The following is a 16,167-nucleotide window of genomic DNA, read 5'->3' as shown; positions in this document are numbered from 1 at the left end:
TGTGAAGCCGTCGGGAGGGGGAAACTTGGGTTATACCTGATAAATCGTGGTCTAAGGTTTTGGGGCTGCTGCGCAGCCCATCGCGGGCAAGCCACGCTCCCACAATCGATTTGCAGGTCCATCACCGTCATGAGGAACGTATTCCATGAAAAGCTCCGGTCCTAGTCCTGTCATCACTATCGCCGAGCAGCCCGGCTGTCTGCTGGTGAAGTTCCACGGCATTCAGGTCGCCGCTTCTGCTCGCGCGCTGGTGTTGCTGGAAGCCAATTACCCGCCGGTGTATTACGTGCCGCGAGAGGATATCGACGAGAAATATTACGCACGCACCGACCACACCAGCTATTGCCCGTACAAAGGCGATGCCAGTTATTTCAGTTTGCAGGTGCCGGGGCACGAGAGTGTCAATGCAGTGTGGAGTTATGAGAATCCCAAGATATCGGTGGAGCAGATACGCGGATATGTGGCGTTCTACCCGGATCAGGTGAAGTTCGAGTTGTTGGACGCAGAGGTTTGATGGGCGCCGTCATCCAGGCGCAGTGCTGGCGAGAGAGTCCGTGGACTCCCTCGCGAGCAGGGCGGATCAGTTCTTGTCGAGATCCACGTTGCGGGTCTCACGCAGGCAAATCATCCCCACCACCAGGCTCACCCCGGTGATCACCACCGGGTACCACAGCCCGTAGAAGATGTCTCCGGTGTACACCACCAGGGCGAACGACACCGTCGGCAGGAAGCCGCCGAACCAGCCGTTGCCGATGTGGTAGGGCAGGGACATCGAGGTATAGCGGATGCGGGTCGGGAACAGTTCGACCATCAACGCCGCCAGCGGGCCGTAGCACATGGCCGAGATGATGATCAGCGCGACAATCAGCGCCACGATCATCGGTTTGTTGATCTGCTGCATGTCCGCCTGTTGCGGGTAACCGGCGAGGGTCACGGCGCCGCGCAAGGCGGCTTCGTCGAAACCATCGATCTGCACGTCACCGACGCTCACCTGCACGCCACTGCCGGCCGGTGCGACAGCACTCTGGTATGGCAAACCCTGCTTGACCAGGAAGGTCTTGACCTTGTCGCATGGGCTGTCAAATTTCGCCTTGCCCACCGGGTCGAACTGGAAGGTGCAGGTGGCCGGGTCGGCCATCACGGTGATCGGTGCCTGGCGGCTGGCCTGGTCGATGGCCGGGTTGGCGTAGTGGGCCAGGGTCTTGAAGATCGGGAAGTACAGCGCGGTGGCCAACAGCAGGCCGATCATCAGCACCGGTTTGCGCCCGACCTTGTCCGACAGCCAGCCAAAGAAAATGAAGAACGGTGCGCCAATGGTCACGCTGACAATCAGCAGACCGTTGGCCACAGCCGGGTCCATTTTCAGGAACTGGGTGAGGAAGAACAGCACATAGAACTGCGCGGCGTAGAAGGTCACCGCTTGCCCGGCATTGATGCTGAACAGCGCGATCAACACCACTTTGAGGTTTTCCCATTTGCCGAAGGAATCGCGAATCGGCTGTTTGCACAGCTTGCCTTCCTCCTTCATTTTCACGAAGGCCGGCGACTCGTGCAGGCTCAGGCGAATCCAGGTGGAGATGCCCAGCAGCACGATGGAAAACAGGAACGGAATGCGCCAGCCCCAGACTTCGAACTGATCGCCGGTGAAGTAACGGCAGCCCAGCACCACCAGCAGCGACAGCAGCAGGCCCAGGGTCGCAGTGGATTGAATCCAGCTGGTGTGGAAGCCGCGCTTGCCGATGGGCGCGTGCTCGGCGACATAGGTCGCGGCGCCGCCGTACTCACCGCCCAGGGCCAGGCCCTGGAGCATGCGCAACACCACCAGGATGATCGGCGCGGCGATGCCGATGCTGGCGTAGGTCGGCAGCAGCCCGACACAGAAGGTCGCCAGGCCCATGAGGATGATGGTGGCGAGGAAGGTGTACTTGCGTCCGATCATGTCCCCCAACCGGCCGAACACCAGCGCACCGAACGGCCGGACGATAAAGCCGGCGGCGAAGGCCATCAGCGCAAAGATGAACGCCGTGGTGTCGTTGACCCCGGCGAAGAACTGCTTGCTGATCACCGCCGCGAGGGCGCCATAGAGGAAAAAGTCGTACCACTCGAAGACCGTCCCGAGGGACGAGGCGAAGATGACTTTCTGGGTTTCCTGACTGGTGCCCGCGCTGCGCACGGCTTCCAGGGTTTGAACATTTTCTGACATACCGGTATCCCTCACAGTGATTGTTTTTGTTGTTCCACTGGTGTTGCGTGTTCCATTTCAGGGGTAATGCTCAGTGTCCGTGAATCTAATGAAGTTCCTGTGGGAGCGGGCTTGCCCGCGAAAGCGGTGGGTCAGCCAACAATTATGTTGAATGTCACACCGTCATCGCGGGCAAGCCCGCTCCCACAGGTGATGTGTTTACAGCAGGATTGAGGATCATTTGTGCAGCCTTCTCGGCAATCATCAGTGTCGGTGAGCAGGTGTTGCCCGAGGTGATGCGCGGCATGATCGAGGCATCGGCGATGCGCAGGCCGGGGATGCCATGGACCTTGAGTTGCGCATCGACCACGGCGTCGGCGTCGTTGCCCATGCGGCAGGTGCCCACCGGATGGAAAATCGTGGTGCCGATTCGCGCGGCGGCTTCGTGCAGTTGCTCTTCGCTTTGCAGGCTGTCGCCGGGCAGGTACTCCACCGGGTTGAATGCGCGCAGGGCCGGCGCGGAGACGATGCGGCGGGTCAGGCGGATGGCGTCGGCGGCGATGCGCAAGTCCTCCGGATGGCTCAGGTAATTGGGTTGGATCAGCGGTGCTTCTTGCGGATCGGCGGAGCGGATGTCCACCCGGCCACGGCTTTGCGGGCGCAGATCGCAGACCGATGCGGTGAACGCCGGGAACGCATGCAGCGGTTCGCCAAAGCGCTCCAGCGACAGCGGTTGCACGTGGTATTCAAGGTTTGCTGAAGTCTGTTCCGGTCCGGAGCGGGCAAAGGCGCCCAACTGGCTCGGCGCCATGGACAGCGGGCCGCTGCGGTCATACAGGTAGCGCAGGCCCATGCCCATCTTGCCCCACAGGCTGCCGGCAATCTGGTTCAGGGTGCGGGCATTTTCCAGCTTGTAGATCAGCCGCAATTGCAGATGATCCTGCAAATTGCCGCCAACACCCGCTAGCTCATGAACGACGCCAATGCCCAGCCGCTCCAGCAGCGGACGCGGGCCGATGCCGGAACGTTGGAGGATGCCTGGCGAACCGACCGAGCCGGCACAGAGGATGATTTCCTTGCGCGCCTTGAAGGTTTTCGCCTGGCCTTGCCAACGGGCACTGACCGCTGAGGCGCGGCCATTGTCCAGCAGCACGCGGTCGACTTCGACACCGGTCAGCACAGTGAGATTGGGACGTTGGCGCACAGGTTTGAGAAACGCCTTGGCCGCGTTCCAGCGGATGCCGGCTTTCTGATTGACCTGGAAATAGCCGCAACCTTCGTTGTCGCCCTGGTTGAAGTCATCGATGCTGGCGATGCCGCTTTGTTCGGCGGCACTGCGGAAGGCGTCGAGAATCGGCCATGACAGGCGCTGGCGTTCGACTCGCCATTCGCCTGCGGCGCCGTGAAATTCGGCGGCGCCGGCAAAGTGGTTTTCACTCTGCTTGAACAGCGGCAACACGTCTTGCCAGCTCCAGCCAGGATTGCCGTCGGCGGCCCAGCGGTCGTAGTCACCGGCCTGGCCGCGCATGTAGATCATGCCGTTGATGGAGGAGCAGCCGCCCAGTACCTTGCCGCGCGGGTAGCTCAGGGCGCGACCTTGCAGCCCCGGTTGCGCTTCGGTCTTGAAGCACCAGTCGGTGCGCGGGTTGCCGATGCAGAACAGGTAACCCACGGGGATGTGAATCCATGCGTAGTTATCGCGGCCACCGGCTTCGAGCAGCAACACGCGATGCTGCGCGCTGGCCGACAGTCGATTGGCCAGCAGACACCCGGCCGGCCCGGCCCCGACCACGATGTAGTCGTATTCATCAACGGAAGGCTGCATCCCTGACCTCGTTTTGTTGTTCTTGTTGTCTGTCATCCTAGTTGTTAGCTTTCGTCAAAAGAATGTTAGTTTTTGCGCAGCCGCTGTGCGTTTTTAAACAGCATCCCGAACGGCAAAGAACAAGGACGATTCATGTTCGACTGGAATGACCTGCGGTTTTTTCTCGAATTGCAGCGCAGCGGGCGTTTGCTGACGGCCGCCCGCCGCCTGAACACCACTCATGCCACTGTGGCGCGGCACATCGAGGCGATCGAAAAGAGCCTCGGTACGGCGTTGTTCGTCCAGCATGCCCAGGGTTACGAGATGACCCCGGCTGGCGAGGCGTTGCTTAAACACGCCGAGGCGATGGAGAACGTGGCGTTGCTGGCCCAGGAGGAAATCACCCAATCCACCGCGCCGCTGGGCAAGATCCGCGTCGGCGTGACCGAAGGTCTGGGCATCATGTTTCTCGCCAGTCGCATGAACGGCTTGTTCGAACGCTACCCGGGGCTGGAGGTGGAACTGGTGGCGGTGCCGCGTTTTGTCAGCATCCTCAACCGCGAGGCGGAAATCAGCATCCACCTGGAACGCCCGGCCGCCGACATGCTGGTCACCCGCAAGCTCACCGATTATCGCCTGGCGCTCTACGCCAGCCAGGAATACCTCGACCGCTCGCCACCGTTGCGCAATCGCGAGGACTTGGGGCGCCATGCGTGGATCGGCTACGTCGATGATTTGCTGTTCAGCCAGGAACTGATGTTCCTCAACAGCTTCTGCCGCAACCCGCGGGTGGTGTTTCACAGCACCAGCGTGATCGCCCAGCAACAGGCTGCGCGCTCAGGTCTGGGGATTGCCGTGCTGCCGTGCTACATGGCCAGTGCCGATCCGGGTCTGGTGCCGCTGTTGCCGGACGAAAGCATCCAGCGCAGCTACTGGATCAGTACCCGCCGGGAGCTGCACAAATCGGTGCGGCTGCGGGTGTTGTGGGATTATGTGGTGGAGTTGTGTGAGCGGGAGCAGGGGTTGTTGTTGGGGGCTGTTGCTCGCGGCGCCTGAACTGCCGCCATCGCGAGCAAGCTCGCTCCCACAGTGATTCATGTCGTACGCAAGTGTTGTGTACACCAGAGATACCTGTGGGAGCGAGCTTGCTCGCGATGGCGGCGGCACATCCAATATCCATCTTGAGGTTCAAGCAAGAATCTCGAACGCCGTGCTGGCCAGTCGTTCGCCATTGACCATGATGTGCACGGCATGGCGCCCCGCATAATGCCGGCGGGTGGTGAGCTCCTTGATCTGCTGACCACGGCTGACGACTTCGATGGCGTTGCCGGGCAGTGTCAGTGCCTTGAGCTTGAAAACCTTCGCCGAGGTGCTGCTGTTGGCCTTGACGTAATCGATGGCGTAGTCGATCACCAGTCGCTGGCTGCTTTGAACGGTGGACTTGACGGCAAACGACAGGGTGATTTTTTCTCCCAGGCCAATCACTGGCGGTACGACTTTCACCCCAACGATCTCGACTTCGGGTTTGCCGCCCGCGCCGATAATCGCCAGTGCCCGCTGATTGCCCTGTTTGATCAGGCTGCGCAGGGCGTGTTTGGCGATCCATGCGCTGTGCCTGTTGTCCAGCGACCAGCCTTCGATCCTGTCCAGCACCCAGTCAGGATGATCCTTGGTGATGTCGTTGAGGTGATTGGCCACGGACTTGCGCACATAAAGGCTGGTGTCGGCCTTGAGGTTGTCGAGGATCTTCGAGGCCAGGCGAGGGTCGGCCTGAACCTGCTCCAGGCGAAACGACCACGGCAGGCGCGGGCGGCAACCTTCACTGGCCAAGCGCCGCACGTGTTCGTTGTCATCCAGCGACCAGTCATGCATCAGCTTCAACGAGCGATCGAGGTCGCTGCGCAAGAAATGGCGGATCGCGAATTCCGAGGAGCCGAAAGCGGTGAAGTACTTCAAGGCGTCCATCGAGACGTCGAACGCATGGGCGCCATAACTGGCGACGTAATGCGGCAGGCACATGCTGACAAAGCCGCTGTTCAGGCGCGGGGCGAGGGCGCGCAGCACCTCCAGCGACGCTTCGTAGTCCAGGGGCAGTACGGCGTGCAGGCATTCGCTGACCCGGGCCATGCGCTGCATGACGCTGAGCTCTGCCAGGCCGGATTGGGCCAGCTTCAGGAAGCGCCTGGCCTCGAATGGCGGATAGACCGCGGTCATCTCGGTAGCGATGTGCTTGAGGCGCTCGGTGTTGAAGATTTCCTTCAGGGCCGGAGAGGGTTGGTCAGCCATGGTGGCTCCTTGGCAATTGTTGTTGATCCATCACACCGCGTTATCGTTCTTCGCGAGCAAGCCCGCTCCCACACTGGATCTCAGGTGCTCACAAATATTGAGCCTGGCAGAGATCCCTTGTGGGAGCGGGCTTGCCCGCGATGGGGCCCGAATAGTCACCTCAATTCTTACCCGCCTGCTCCTGCAGTTGATCCGACTCAAACAGCTTCGCCAGTTCGACCCGCGCTTCCTGCGCCGTCTGCATCACCTTCACCGCGTCGTCATATACCGAATGCTGGGCTTCAAGCACCTCTTCGTCGTGCTGCTTGAAGCGTTTGATCCGCGCATCGGCCTGGGCCTGGGTCAATCCCAACCCGATCAGGGTTTGCCGGCTCATTTCCAGGCTCGAATGAAAAGTTTCGCGCACGGCGTGAGCGCCGACGTCCATCAGCCGGTGCACATGCTGGCGGTTACGGGCACGGGCGATGATTTTCATGTGCGGGTAGAGCTTGCGCACCAGTTCGGCGGTCTTGATGTTGGTGTCCGGGTCGTCGGTGGCGATCACGAAATACTCGGCTTCCCCGACCTTGGCCGCGCTGAGGATTTCCGGGCGCATCGGGTCGCCGTAGAACACCGGCACGCCACCGAAGCTGCGGGACAGTTCGATGGTTTCCACCGAAGTGTCGAGGGCCACGAACTTGATGTTCTGCGCACGCAAAATCCGCGCAACGATCTGACCCATGCGGCCCATGCCGGCGATCACCACCCGTGGCGCGTCGGCGTCGATTTCGCGGAATTTCTCCGGCACTTCCACCGGTTGCACTTTCGGGCTGACCAACTGTGCGCAAAGCAGTAGCAACAGCGGCGTCACGGCCATGGACAGGGTGATGGTCAGCACCAGCAAGTCATACAGTTCTGCCGCGAACAGGCCGTGATCGCGACCGATCTTGAACACCACAAAGGCAAATTCACCACCGGCCGCCAACACGATGCCCAGGCGGATTGCACTGACTTTCTTCAAGCCGCCGGCCAGGCGACCGACAATAAACAGCAGCGGCAGTTTGATCGCGATCAGCAGCAGGGTCAGGCCCAGTACCGCGACCGGCATGCTTAGCAACAGGCTCAGGTTCGCACCCATGCCGACGCTGATGAAAAACAGCCCCAGTAACAGGCCTTTGAACGGTTCGATCTGCGCTTCCAGTTCATGGCGATACTCGGAATCCGCCAGCAGCAGGCCGGCGAGAAATGCGCCCAGGGCCATGGAAATTCCAGCCAGCTCCATCAGCCACGCCGTGCCGATCACTACCAGCAACGCCGTGGCGGTGGAGACCTCTGGCAATGCGGTTTTGGCCACCACGCGAAACACCGGCCGCAGCAGATAACGCCCGCCGATCACCACCACCGCAATGCTGAACAACACCTGCAGGCCGTGGTTCAGGTCTTCGCTGGCGGTGGTGCTGTGATCGCCACCGGCAAGCAACGGCACCATGGCGATCAAGGGGATCGCGGCGATGTCCTGAAACAACAGAATTGCAAACGCCAGCCGCCCGTGAGGGCTGGTCAGTTCCTTGCGTTCAGCCAGGCTTTGCAGGCCGAACGCCGTGGATGACAGCGCCAGGCCCAGGCCGAGGACGATCGCGGTGTTCAACGCCTGGCCAAACAGCCACAACGCCACCACGCCAATCACCGTGCCGGTCAGCAACACTTGCGCCAGGCCTACGCCAAACACTGATTTGCGCATCACCCACAAGCGGCGCGGCGACAGCTCCAGGCCGATGATGAACAACAGCAACACCACGCCGAGTTCGGAAATGTTCGCGACGCTTTGCGGGTTGTCGATCAGGCCCAGCACCGACGGGCCGATGATCACCCCGGCAAACAGGTAGCCCAGAACCGCCCCCAGTTGCAGGCGCTTGGCTAGTGGAACGATGAGCACGGCCGCCATCAGAAACACGACAGCGGCTTGTAGCAGGTTGCCTTCATGGGGCATGGGAAAACTCCAGAACTCGGTACAACAGGGGTGACAAGGATAAAGGCTGGGTTCTGTGAAGATCCACTGCGGGAGTGGTCTGTCACGCAGATTGATAGCGAATCTGCCGGCCTCATCGCGAGCAAGCTCGCTCCCACTATGAGTTGGGTGGAGCACAAATTTTGCGTACTCCGGGAATTCCTGTGGGAGCGAGCCTGCTCGCGATTGCGGACGTCCAGTCAACAAAGCTTTGCATCAATTAGTTACATTCATAGAATAACCGGATCAATCGACCTGTTGTCCCCGAGTAATCCCCATGGCGATCAACTTCGACCTCAATGACCTGCAAGCCTTCCGTGCCGTGGTCGAGCAGGGCAGCTTTCGCAAGGCTGCCGATACGGTACGTATTTCCCAGCCCGCCTTGAGCCGGCGCATCGAAAAACTCGAAGACGCCCTTGGTGTGCGACTGTTCGAACGTACTACGCGCAAGGTCAGCCTGACCCAGGCAGGACGAGGTTTCATGCCCAGCGTCGAGCGCCTGCTGGACGATCTGGATGTGGCGTTGCTGGGCATCAGCGAAGTCGCTTCGACCCGTCTTGGCCACGTCACGGTCGCCTGCGTGCCGTCGGCGGCGTATTACTTCATGCCGAGGGTGATCGCGCACTATCACCGCCAGTTTCCGCGGATCAAGGTCAAGGTGCTCGATTCCAGTGCCCACGAAGTGTTGAGTGCGGTGGTCAATGGCGAAGCGGATTTCGGCCTGAGTTTCATGGGCACGCTGGAAGCCGAAGTGGATTTCGAGCCCTTGGTGCAAGAGGGGTATGTAGTGGCGTGCCGGCGCGATCATCCGCTGGCGGGGCGTAGCAGTGTGACCTGGGACGAGTTCTATCAGCAGGATTACATCTCGCTGGATAAAACCTCGGGCAACCGTTTTCTGCTGGATCAGGCGTTGACCGGCGTAGTGCCGCAACGGCCGAGCATCTGCGAAACCCGGCACGTAACCACCATGATCGGACTGGTGGAGGCTGGGTTGGGCGTAGCGGCGGTGCCGCTGATGGCGATGCCGGCAGCGGATCATCCGATCCTGACGCGGGTCCCGTTGACCAATCCGCAGGTAATGCGCAGCGTCGGTCTGATCAAGCGCCGGGGTCGAACCCTGACCCCGGCGGCACTGGAGCTGGAACGGCTGGTGGTAGAGATGAAAGTCGTACAGCCGTCGGTCAGCGGCTGACCGAGTCCAGTCCGGTCGCTTTCACATCCGGTTGAACCTGGGCCGAGGCCAGGTATTCCAGCAAGGCTTTGGCTTCGGCCGGGTGCTGGGCACCTACCGGGATGCCGGCGGCAAACCGGGTCACCGATTGCACTGACTCCGGAATCTTCGCCACGAAACTCACCCCCGGCACTGGCAACAATTCGCTGACTTGCTGGAAGCCCAGTTGATAATCGCCAGTGGCAACCACCGAGCCCACGGGGATTTTCGCAACCATGGTCGACTTGGGCTTGAGTTGGTCTTCGATACCCAGGCGTTTGAACAGCTGCTGTTCGATGTACACGCCGCTGGCGCTGTCGGAGTAGGCCACTGATTTAGCATCGAGCAGCGTCTTTTTCAGGCCCTCGACGTTACTGATATCCGGTTTCGGTGCCCCTTCGCGCACGACCAGGCCAATGCGCGAATCTGCCAGTTCGACTCTTGAAGCGGGATCGACTTTGCCTTGTTTGATCAGATCGTCCAGTGCGTAGCCGACCATGATCACCACGTCGGCTTGCTCTCCGCGGGCCAGGCGATTGGGAATCGCCTCTGGTGCCTTGCCCATGGATGGACCGAGTGCGGTGTCGAGGGTGTTGCCGGTGGCGGCGGTGAACTTCGGCCCGAGGATCTTGTAGGCCGCAGTGAAGCCGCCGGAGGTCATCACACGGATCTCTTCAGCTTGGGCAATGCCGCTCAACCCCAGGGTGGCCACCAGCGCGAGCGCGGCAAAACTGAACTGTTTTTTCATGGTCATGTTCTCGATAAAAGACTGGTTCACGACGCCACCGGCTGCAGATGATTCGAGGCTCGGCGATAGAGCAAGAGCGTCGCGCACAGCGCGCACAGTGCTGCGAAACTCATCCAGTAACCTGGTGCAGCCTTGTCGCCGGTGTACTGGATCAGCCAGGTCGACATCGCCGGGGTGAACCCACCGAACACGGCCGTGGCCAGGCTATAAGCGAGGGAGAAACCGGCCACCCGAACCTCCACTGGCATGATTTCCGTCAGCGCCGGGATCATCGCGCCGTTGTACAGACCATAAATGAACGACAGCCACAACAGCACCAGCAACATATGGATGAAGCTCGGCGCATTGACCAGAAAGGTCAGCATCGGGTAGGTGGTGGCGATGGCCAGCAAGGCCATGGCGATCAACACCGGGCGTCGACCGATACGGTCCGAAAGTGCGCCGCCAATCGGCAGCCAGATGAAATTCGAGACGCCGACCAGCAATGTCACCAGCAGCGCATCGGACGTGCTCAGGTGCAACACGGTTTTACCGAAGGTCGGCGCGTACACCGTGATCAGGTAGAACGCGGTGGTGGTCAGGGCGACCATCATCATGCCCGCGAACACGATCAGCCAGTTTTGCCCCAGGGTGCGGAACACCTCACCCATGCTCGGGCGGTGTTTACGGGTGGCGAACTCTTCGGTTTCTTCCAGGTTGCGGCGCAGCAGAAAGATGAATGGCACGATCATGCAGCCGACGAAAAACGGAATCCGCCAGCCCCACTCGGCAATCACACTCGGTGCCATCCACTGGTTCAAGGCGTAACCCAGCGCGGCGGCGACGATGATCGCCACTTGCTGGCTGCCTGACTGCCAACTGGTGAAAAAGCCCTTGTGGCCGGGTGTGGAGATTTCGGCGAGATACACCGACACGCCGCCCAATTCCGCACCGGCCGAGAAGCCTTGCAACAAGCGTCCGATCAGCACCAGGGCCGGGGCGAACAAACCGATGGTTTCGTAACCGGGTACCAGCACAATCAGGATCGTGCCGCTGGCCATGATCGACAGGGTCACGATCAACCCTTTGCGTCGGCCCACATCATCGATATAGGCACCCAGCACCACCGCGCCCAACGGACGCATCAGAAAGCCTGCGCCGAACACCGCGAAGGTCATCATCAGCGAGGCGAATTCGCTGCTGGCCGGAAAGAACACGGCAGCGATCTGCGTGGCATAGAAGCCAAAAAGGAAGAAGTCGAACTGCTCGAGGAAGTTGCCCGAGGTGACCCGGAAAATCGCACTGGCCCGGGAGCGACCGGCAGTCGCGGGCCGTTGGATTGATGCTGTCATTGACGTGTACTCCACCGCTTTTATGACGTGCGCCGAGAGGACGCGGCGCACGGTTCTTATTGGGGCGGATAGTGGAGCAGGGGCATCGATATGTTAATTGCATTGTTGGCATGCATTGATGTGCAAAGTGGATCAATGCATTCAGGGAGAGGGCCGTACCTGCGTCAGGCTGGATGTCTGAACGATCAGATAAACGCCTGGATATGCGCCATCCCCCGGGCCACATACTCATCCTTCTCACCCACAGGGGCAAAGTTGTTCAGCACTTCCCGGGCTGTTTCGCGGCCTTTCAACCGCGCCAATATCCAGGCTGCGAGGTACGGCGACGCCAGGCAGCCACCCGCGGTGGCAATATTGCCGTTGGCATAGAACGCCTGGTTGACGACATTGACGCCGGCTTCCAGCACCCAGGGTTTGCTGATGGCATCGGTGCAGGCCGGGGCATCGCCGAGCAGGTCGAGTTTGGCCAGCAGGAAGGTGCCGGAACACTGGGCCGCCAGCAGTTGGCGTGCGGGATCGAATTGCAGTTGCTCCATGATCCCGGGGGTGGCGGCCACTTCCCGGGTCTTGCGGCCACTGCCCACCAGCACCGCATCCGCCTGACAGGCCTCGGCAAGATCGATGTGCGCATCGATGGTCAAACCGTTCATTGACGTGACCCGCCGCGTCGGCGACGCGATGCTCACGCGCCAATCCTTGTCCCCGAGCAGGGAAACCCGGCTGAGCATGCCGTAGGCGATCAGCGAGTCCAGTTCGTTGAAACCGTCAAAGGTCAGAATGGCGATGTGCATGGCGAACTCCGATGGGGTTTTTGAGCAGCCTACTCGGGCGCCGCTCGATGGTGCCGGTACAGTTCGAAAGATTATTATGATAACAGTCATGTATCGCGCCCCGGCACGAAGCGCTATTCGCTGTGTGCCCGCACCGGTTTCCCGCAGCCAGCGGATCGTTCCGTCGGGCCAGACCAGCGCGACGATCAGGATGAGCGTCGTTGAACCAAGGATGACACTGGTCCAGAGCAAGATCATTTGGGGGCCATCAGGGCGGTGAACCGTGCGGGTAATTGTTGATTATTTTAGTTCGGCAAACAGCTTTAAATGCCGCGCGCGGAGGCGGCAATGGTTGCCAATCGAAGGCAAATCTGGGAAAACGGCGCCCGTCAGGCCCTTGAGGGCGAGTGAGCATACGAGTGAAATCAATGAACGACGAACTTCAGGTAATCGATCTACAGGTGGGTGACGGAAAAGCCGCCATCAAAGGCGCACTGATCACCACCCAGTACCGTGGCTGGCTGGAGGACGGGACTGAATTCGATTCTTCCTACAGCCGTGGCAAACCCTTCCAGTGTGTGATTGGCACCGGGCGTGTGATCAAGGGCTGGGATCAGGGCATCATGGGCATGCAGGTCGGTGGCAGGCGCAAGTTGCTGGTACCGGCGCATCTGGCCTATGGCGAACGCACCATGGGCAAGATCACGCCGAATTCGAACCTGATCTTCGAAATTGAATTGCTGGAAGTGCTGACGCGGGATGATTGACCGTCAGGCCTGAAAGGTTTCCCGATACGCGTACAGGCCGGGTGTACCGCCGGTCATGACGAACAGCACATTGTCCCCGGGACCGAAGCGCCCTTGCTGCAGATCGGCCAGCAAACCCGCAAAGGCTTTGCCGGAGTACACCGGATCGACCAACAGGCCTTCGGCACGCGCCATCAGGCGTACTGCGTCCTGCATGGCGGCGGTTGGCAGACCATAGCCGGGACCCAGTTGGCTGCCGTCAATCACAACCTCGGCAGCCTGCACCTCGGCGCTATTGCCCAATAGCGCCAATGTCTCTCGGGTCAATTGCAGGGTTCTCGTCGCCGATGAGTCCTGGTCGGACAACACCGAGAACGACTTGACCACGGACGTACCCCGGCCAAGCAAATGGAAACCCGCCGCGAGCCCGGCATGCGTCCCGGCGCTGCCGTTGGGTACCACCACTTGATTGAACGTGAGTTGCAGCTCTGCCTCTTGCTGCGCGATTTCCGCTGCACAGCGGGCATAGCCGAGGCTGCCCAAGGGGGTCGAACCACCTGTCGGCAGCACCATGACCTTGCGCCCGGAATCCCGAAGCTGCGCAGCCCGGGCCTCGGCTTTGGCCAGTGAGTCGGTGCCGCCGGAAAACACTTGCATCTGCGCGCCGAACAACTGGTCGAGCAGCACATTGCCGTTGAGTTCGTAATCCATTTCGGCTTTGGCGACGGCCCGGGTCAGGAACAACTCGCAGGCGATGCCCAACCGTGCGCACACCGCGGCGGTCAGGCGGGCATGGTTGGACTGAATGCCGCCCACGGTAATGATCGTATCGATCCCGGCTTGCAGCACCGCGCCGATATGGAATTCAAGCTTGCGCAGCTTGTTGCCGCCCGCGCCGATCAACATATGGTCGTCGCGTTTGAGAAACAGGCCGATACCCTGCTTGTCCAAGCCCAGCAGCTGTTCGAGTCGCGCAGCCCGTTGAATGGGCGTGGGACCTTGCAGCAGGTCAGCCCGCGCAAAAACACTCAGTGACTTGTCCAGTTGGGTTTGCATCAATCGAGCCTCGTTGTTCACCATGGTCAAGGTGACTCTATGGAGAAAGGCAGGCGGGATAAACGCACTGCAAGTCATGACTGTTTTAACCCGGTGTAACTAATCCCGCCCGGCAGCAGGACTTTCCAGGCCGCTCTGGATAGGCTGGACCGGGCTTGAGCGCCTGCATTGGTTGCACGCTCACGCGCCTTACAGTCTGCTGGCCCACGGCACTGAAGACGATCCTCTGTTCTTCTTCGCCAATGAACAGGCGCTGGCCTAATGCCTATCAGTTAAGCGGTAATGCGATCTGTAGCAGCTGCCGAGCCCGCGAGGCTGCGTTCGGCTGCATAGCAGTCGTGAGTCCAGCTGACGCGGCCTGCCTGACGTACCGCGATTACTGATTTTGCGACTGCTTCGCAGCCGAACGCAGCCTCGCGGGCTCGGCAGCTGCTACAACGGGTGTCGCGGCTGAAATTGCTTAACTGACTGGCATTAGGCACTGGACCGCGCCCTGCGCCAGACCCTGCTGGAGCAGGTCACGGCCAATGGCATTGCTCACGGTTACAGTGGCTATCGGGTCGATCGGGAAGGTAATGCCTTCATGATTCATGAAGGCAAGGTGTGGACCTTGGTGGATTCGATGGGGGTGCATCAGGGGCAGGCGGCTTTGTTCTGGCCGGATGCGGGGCGGGTTGGGCAGTTGGGGTGATTAACCAAAACGTTTAGCGGCCAGCTGGTTAGCGAAAATCGATGTCTCTCCAAACCGACCAATCACATGGTTATGCCTTGCCTGGCTGCGCTCTATCGGCGAACATGGGCGCCATATAGGGGTAGGGGGTATAGGTATGTCGCACATTCACGAACACAAAGATGACTTGATCAAGCGGGTGAGGCGGATTGCCGGGCAGGTGGAAGCCGTGGAGCGAGCGCTTGAATCCGATGCCGATTGCGCCAAGACCCTGCATCTGGTGGCCGCTATCCGGGGCGCGGTCAATGGCCTGCTGGACCAGTTCATCGACGCCCACGCCCGCGAGCATGTGGCGCATCCTGATCTCAGCGACGAAGAACGCGCCCAGGGTGTGGAAGACCTGTTGCTGGCCATCCGTCGTTATGCCAAATAGAGGCCCGAATCCTATGGCACTGATACCGCAGGCTTCGCGTTTTTCTCACGACCATGTATTTCTCGGCGCTTCCCATGATGAAAACGCCCGTCGCACCTTGTGGGTGGTGGCGCTGACGTTTGTGATGATGATTGGTGAAATTGCCGCCGGTTACATCACCGGTTCCATGGCGCTGCTGGCCGATGGTTTTCACATGGCCACCCATGCCGGGGCCTTGGGCATCGCGGCGGCGGCCTATGGATTCGCACGGCGCAATGCCAACAACGCGCGTTACAGCTTCGGCACTGGCAAGGTCGGGGACCTCGCCGGTTTTGCCTCGGCCGTGGTGCTGGGGCTGGTAGCGATCGGCATAGCCGGGGAATCGGTTTTTCGCCTGTTTCAGCCAACCACAGTGGCATTCACCGAAGCGACAGTGATTGCGGTGGTGGGGCTGGCGGTGAACATTGCCAGTGCCTTTTTGCTGGCGGGCGATCACGGTCATCATGGCCATGATCACAGCCATGATCACGGCCATCATCATCACGACAACAACCTGCGCTCGGCCTATGTCCATGTGCTAGCCGACGCTTTGACTTCGGTGCTGGCGATTGCCGCATTGCTGGCAGGGCGCTATTTGGGATGGGTGTGGCTGGACCCGGTGATGGGCATTGTGGGCGCCATCGTGATCGCGAAATGGGCCGTTGGATTGATGCGTGACAGCGCCGCGGTGTTGCTCGATGTCACGGATACACACGTCGCCGACGAGATTCGTGAACTGCTCGAGTCGTCGGACGATGTGCGCATCAGCGATCTGCATGTCTGGCAGGTTGGCCCCCAGGCGCGGGCCGCGATTGTCAGCGTTGTAGCCGCGGCCAATGTCAGTGCCGATACCATTCGCGAGCGCCTGGCGCCGGTTCATGAGTTGTCTCACCTGACCATCGAACACCGCACAGCTTGAGCGGCTT

General features: G+C 60.5%; 15 protein-coding genes and 1 pseudogene. 8 read left to right on the top strand and 8 right to left on the bottom strand.

Translation table 11 applies throughout. The annotated features are described in order from the left end of the window. Positions 1 to 145: 145 nt before the first annotated feature. Positions 146 to 514: a DUF427 domain-containing protein gene (locus ACEN8Z_RS19440; RefSeq protein WP_495595303.1), complete on the top strand. Its 369-nt coding sequence runs from the start codon at positions 146 to 148 to the stop codon at positions 512 to 514. A gap of 66 nt (positions 515 to 580) precedes the next feature. On the opposite strand, the gene ACEN8Z_RS19435 is transcribed toward ACEN8Z_RS19440, so the two are convergent. Together ACEN8Z_RS19435 and ACEN8Z_RS19430 are read right to left on the bottom strand one after the other, a co-directional pair. Next, positions 581 to 2,203, bottom strand: coding sequence for an MFS transporter (locus ACEN8Z_RS19435; protein WP_116261155.1), 1,623 nt, complete (start codon positions 2,201 to 2,203; stop codon positions 581 to 583). A 154-nt stretch (positions 2,204 to 2,357) separates the two neighbouring features. Beyond that, the gene (locus tag ACEN8Z_RS19430) at positions 2,358 to 4,007 is read right to left on the bottom strand and encodes a GMC family oxidoreductase (RefSeq protein ID WP_495595302.1); all 1,650 of its coding nucleotides are present in this window, start codon (positions 4,005 to 4,007) and stop codon (positions 2,358 to 2,360) included. A 132-nt stretch (positions 4,008 to 4,139) separates the two neighbouring features. On the opposite strand from ACEN8Z_RS19430, the gene ACEN8Z_RS19425 reads away from it, so the two are divergent. Beyond that, entirely contained in the window at positions 4,140 to 5,042 is a 903-nt protein-coding gene (locus ACEN8Z_RS19425; protein ID WP_495595301.1) for a LysR family transcriptional regulator, read from the top strand. A gap of 132 nt (positions 5,043 to 5,174) precedes the next feature. Here ACEN8Z_RS19425 and ACEN8Z_RS19420 read toward each other — a convergent pair whose 3' ends face one another. After that, positions 5,175 to 6,272 carry a DNA alkylation repair protein gene (locus ACEN8Z_RS19420; protein ID WP_495595300.1) on the bottom strand — a complete coding sequence of 366 codons (1,098 nt, stop codon included), beginning with the start codon at positions 6,270 to 6,272 and terminating at the stop codon, positions 5,175 to 5,177. Positions 6,273 to 6,432: 160 nt separating this feature from the next. Continuing rightward, the gene (locus tag ACEN8Z_RS19415) at positions 6,433 to 8,241 is read right to left on the bottom strand and encodes a monovalent cation:proton antiporter-2 (CPA2) family protein (protein WP_495595299.1); all 1,809 of its coding nucleotides are present in this window, start codon (positions 8,239 to 8,241) and stop codon (positions 6,433 to 6,435) included. Positions 8,242 to 8,536: 295 nt separating this feature from the next. Between ACEN8Z_RS19415 and ACEN8Z_RS19410 the strand changes: the two genes are divergently transcribed. Next, positions 8,537 to 9,451 carry a LysR family transcriptional regulator gene (locus tag ACEN8Z_RS19410; RefSeq protein ID WP_007999581.1) on the top strand — a complete coding sequence of 305 codons (915 nt, stop codon included), beginning with the start codon at positions 8,537 to 8,539 and terminating at the stop codon, positions 9,449 to 9,451. On the opposite strand, the gene ACEN8Z_RS19405 is transcribed toward ACEN8Z_RS19410, so the two are convergent. The 3 genes from ACEN8Z_RS19405 to ACEN8Z_RS19395 all read right to left on the bottom strand — a co-directional run bounded on the left by ACEN8Z_RS19405 (position 9,441) and on the right by ACEN8Z_RS19395 (position 12,339). Continuing rightward, positions 9,441 to 10,217 carry a substrate-binding domain-containing protein gene (locus ACEN8Z_RS19405; RefSeq protein WP_007999583.1) on the bottom strand — a complete coding sequence of 259 codons (777 nt, stop codon included), beginning with the start codon at positions 10,215 to 10,217 and terminating at the stop codon, positions 9,441 to 9,443. The two genes, ACEN8Z_RS19410 and ACEN8Z_RS19405, sit on opposite strands and share 11 nt — an antisense overlap. 26 nt (positions 10,218 to 10,243) lie before the next feature. Then, entirely contained in the window at positions 10,244 to 11,548 is a 1,305-nt protein-coding gene (locus ACEN8Z_RS19400; protein WP_495595298.1) for an MFS transporter, read from the bottom strand. Between the two features lie 185 nt (positions 11,549 to 11,733). Continuing rightward, positions 11,734 to 12,339, bottom strand: coding sequence for a DJ-1/PfpI family protein (locus tag ACEN8Z_RS19395; protein WP_495595297.1), 606 nt, complete (start codon positions 12,337 to 12,339; stop codon positions 11,734 to 11,736). A 407-nt stretch (positions 12,340 to 12,746) separates the two neighbouring features. On the opposite strand from ACEN8Z_RS19395, the gene ACEN8Z_RS19390 reads away from it, so the two are divergent. After that, on the top strand, positions 12,747 to 13,085 hold the full coding sequence (locus ACEN8Z_RS19390) for an FKBP-type peptidyl-prolyl cis-trans isomerase (RefSeq protein ID WP_495595296.1): 339 nt from the start codon (positions 12,747 to 12,749) through the stop codon (positions 13,083 to 13,085). Between the two features lie 3 nt (positions 13,086 to 13,088). Here the strand turns inward: ACEN8Z_RS19390 and ACEN8Z_RS19385 are convergent, their stop codons facing one another. Continuing rightward, the gene (locus ACEN8Z_RS19385) at positions 13,089 to 14,120 is read right to left on the bottom strand and encodes a D-cysteine desulfhydrase family protein (protein WP_495595295.1); all 1,032 of its coding nucleotides are present in this window, start codon (positions 14,118 to 14,120) and stop codon (positions 13,089 to 13,091) included. A gap of 139 nt (positions 14,121 to 14,259) precedes the next feature. Between ACEN8Z_RS19385 and ACEN8Z_RS19380 the strand changes: the two genes are divergently transcribed. From ACEN8Z_RS19380 to dmeF, 4 genes and pseudogenes are all read left to right on the top strand, one after another. Continuing rightward, positions 14,260 to 14,382: an MEKHLA domain-containing protein gene (locus ACEN8Z_RS19380; protein ID WP_495598164.1), complete on the top strand. Its 123-nt coding sequence runs from the start codon at positions 14,260 to 14,262 to the stop codon at positions 14,380 to 14,382. Between the two features lie 219 nt (positions 14,383 to 14,601). Further along, positions 14,602 to 14,811: pseudogene (locus tag ACEN8Z_RS19375) on the top strand (MEKHLA domain-containing protein); the annotation flags it as partial. Between the two features lie 136 nt (positions 14,812 to 14,947). Then, positions 14,948 to 15,223, top strand: coding sequence for a metal/formaldehyde-sensitive transcriptional repressor (locus tag ACEN8Z_RS19370; protein WP_007988182.1), 276 nt, complete (start codon positions 14,948 to 14,950; stop codon positions 15,221 to 15,223). Between the two features lie 13 nt (positions 15,224 to 15,236). Beyond that, positions 15,237 to 16,160 carry a CDF family Co(II)/Ni(II) efflux transporter DmeF gene (dmeF, locus tag ACEN8Z_RS19365; protein WP_495595294.1) on the top strand — a complete coding sequence of 308 codons (924 nt, stop codon included), beginning with the start codon at positions 15,237 to 15,239 and terminating at the stop codon, positions 16,158 to 16,160. Positions 16,161 to 16,167 lie beyond the last annotated feature (7 nt).

This window comes from Pseudomonas sp. Pseusp10 (genome assembly GCF_059492225.1).
The sequence above is the reverse complement of the archived record's forward strand: the minus strand, read 5'-3'. Positions and strand labels throughout refer to the sequence as shown.

Bases quoted from the DNA above. Each gene is read 5' to 3' on its own strand.
- ACEN8Z_RS19440 (WP_495595303.1), top strand. From the start codon at position 146: ATGAAAAGCTCCGGTCCTAGTCCTGTCATCACTATCGCCGAGCAGCCC.
- ACEN8Z_RS19435 (WP_116261155.1), bottom strand. From the start codon at position 2,203: ATGTCAGAAAATGTTCAAACCCTGGAAGCCGTGCGCAGCGCGGGCACC.
- ACEN8Z_RS19430 (WP_495595302.1), bottom strand. From the start codon at position 4,007: ATGCAGCCTTCCGTTGATGAATACGACTACATCGTGGTCGGGGCCGGG.
- ACEN8Z_RS19425 (WP_495595301.1), top strand. From the start codon at position 4,140: ATGTTCGACTGGAATGACCTGCGGTTTTTTCTCGAATTGCAGCGCAGC.
- ACEN8Z_RS19420 (WP_495595300.1), bottom strand. From the start codon at position 6,272: ATGGCTGACCAACCCTCTCCGGCCCTGAAGGAAATCTTCAACACCGAG.
- ACEN8Z_RS19415 (WP_495595299.1), bottom strand. From the start codon at position 8,241: ATGCCCCATGAAGGCAACCTGCTACAAGCCGCTGTCGTGTTTCTGATG.
- ACEN8Z_RS19410 (WP_007999581.1), top strand. From the start codon at position 8,537: ATGGCGATCAACTTCGACCTCAATGACCTGCAAGCCTTCCGTGCCGTG.
- ACEN8Z_RS19405 (WP_007999583.1), bottom strand. From the start codon at position 10,217: ATGAAAAAACAGTTCAGTTTTGCCGCGCTCGCGCTGGTGGCCACCCTG.
- ACEN8Z_RS19400 (WP_495595298.1), bottom strand. From the start codon at position 11,548: ATGACAGCATCAATCCAACGGCCCGCGACTGCCGGTCGCTCCCGGGCC.
- ACEN8Z_RS19395 (WP_495595297.1), bottom strand. From the start codon at position 12,339: ATGCACATCGCCATTCTGACCTTTGACGGTTTCAACGAACTGGACTCG.
- ACEN8Z_RS19390 (WP_495595296.1), top strand. From the start codon at position 12,747: ATGAACGACGAACTTCAGGTAATCGATCTACAGGTGGGTGACGGAAAA.
- ACEN8Z_RS19385 (WP_495595295.1), bottom strand. From the start codon at position 14,120: ATGCAAACCCAACTGGACAAGTCACTGAGTGTTTTTGCGCGGGCTGAC.
- ACEN8Z_RS19370 (WP_007988182.1), top strand. From the start codon at position 14,948: ATGTCGCACATTCACGAACACAAAGATGACTTGATCAAGCGGGTGAGG.
- dmeF (WP_495595294.1), top strand. From the start codon at position 15,237: ATGGCACTGATACCGCAGGCTTCGCGTTTTTCTCACGACCATGTATTT.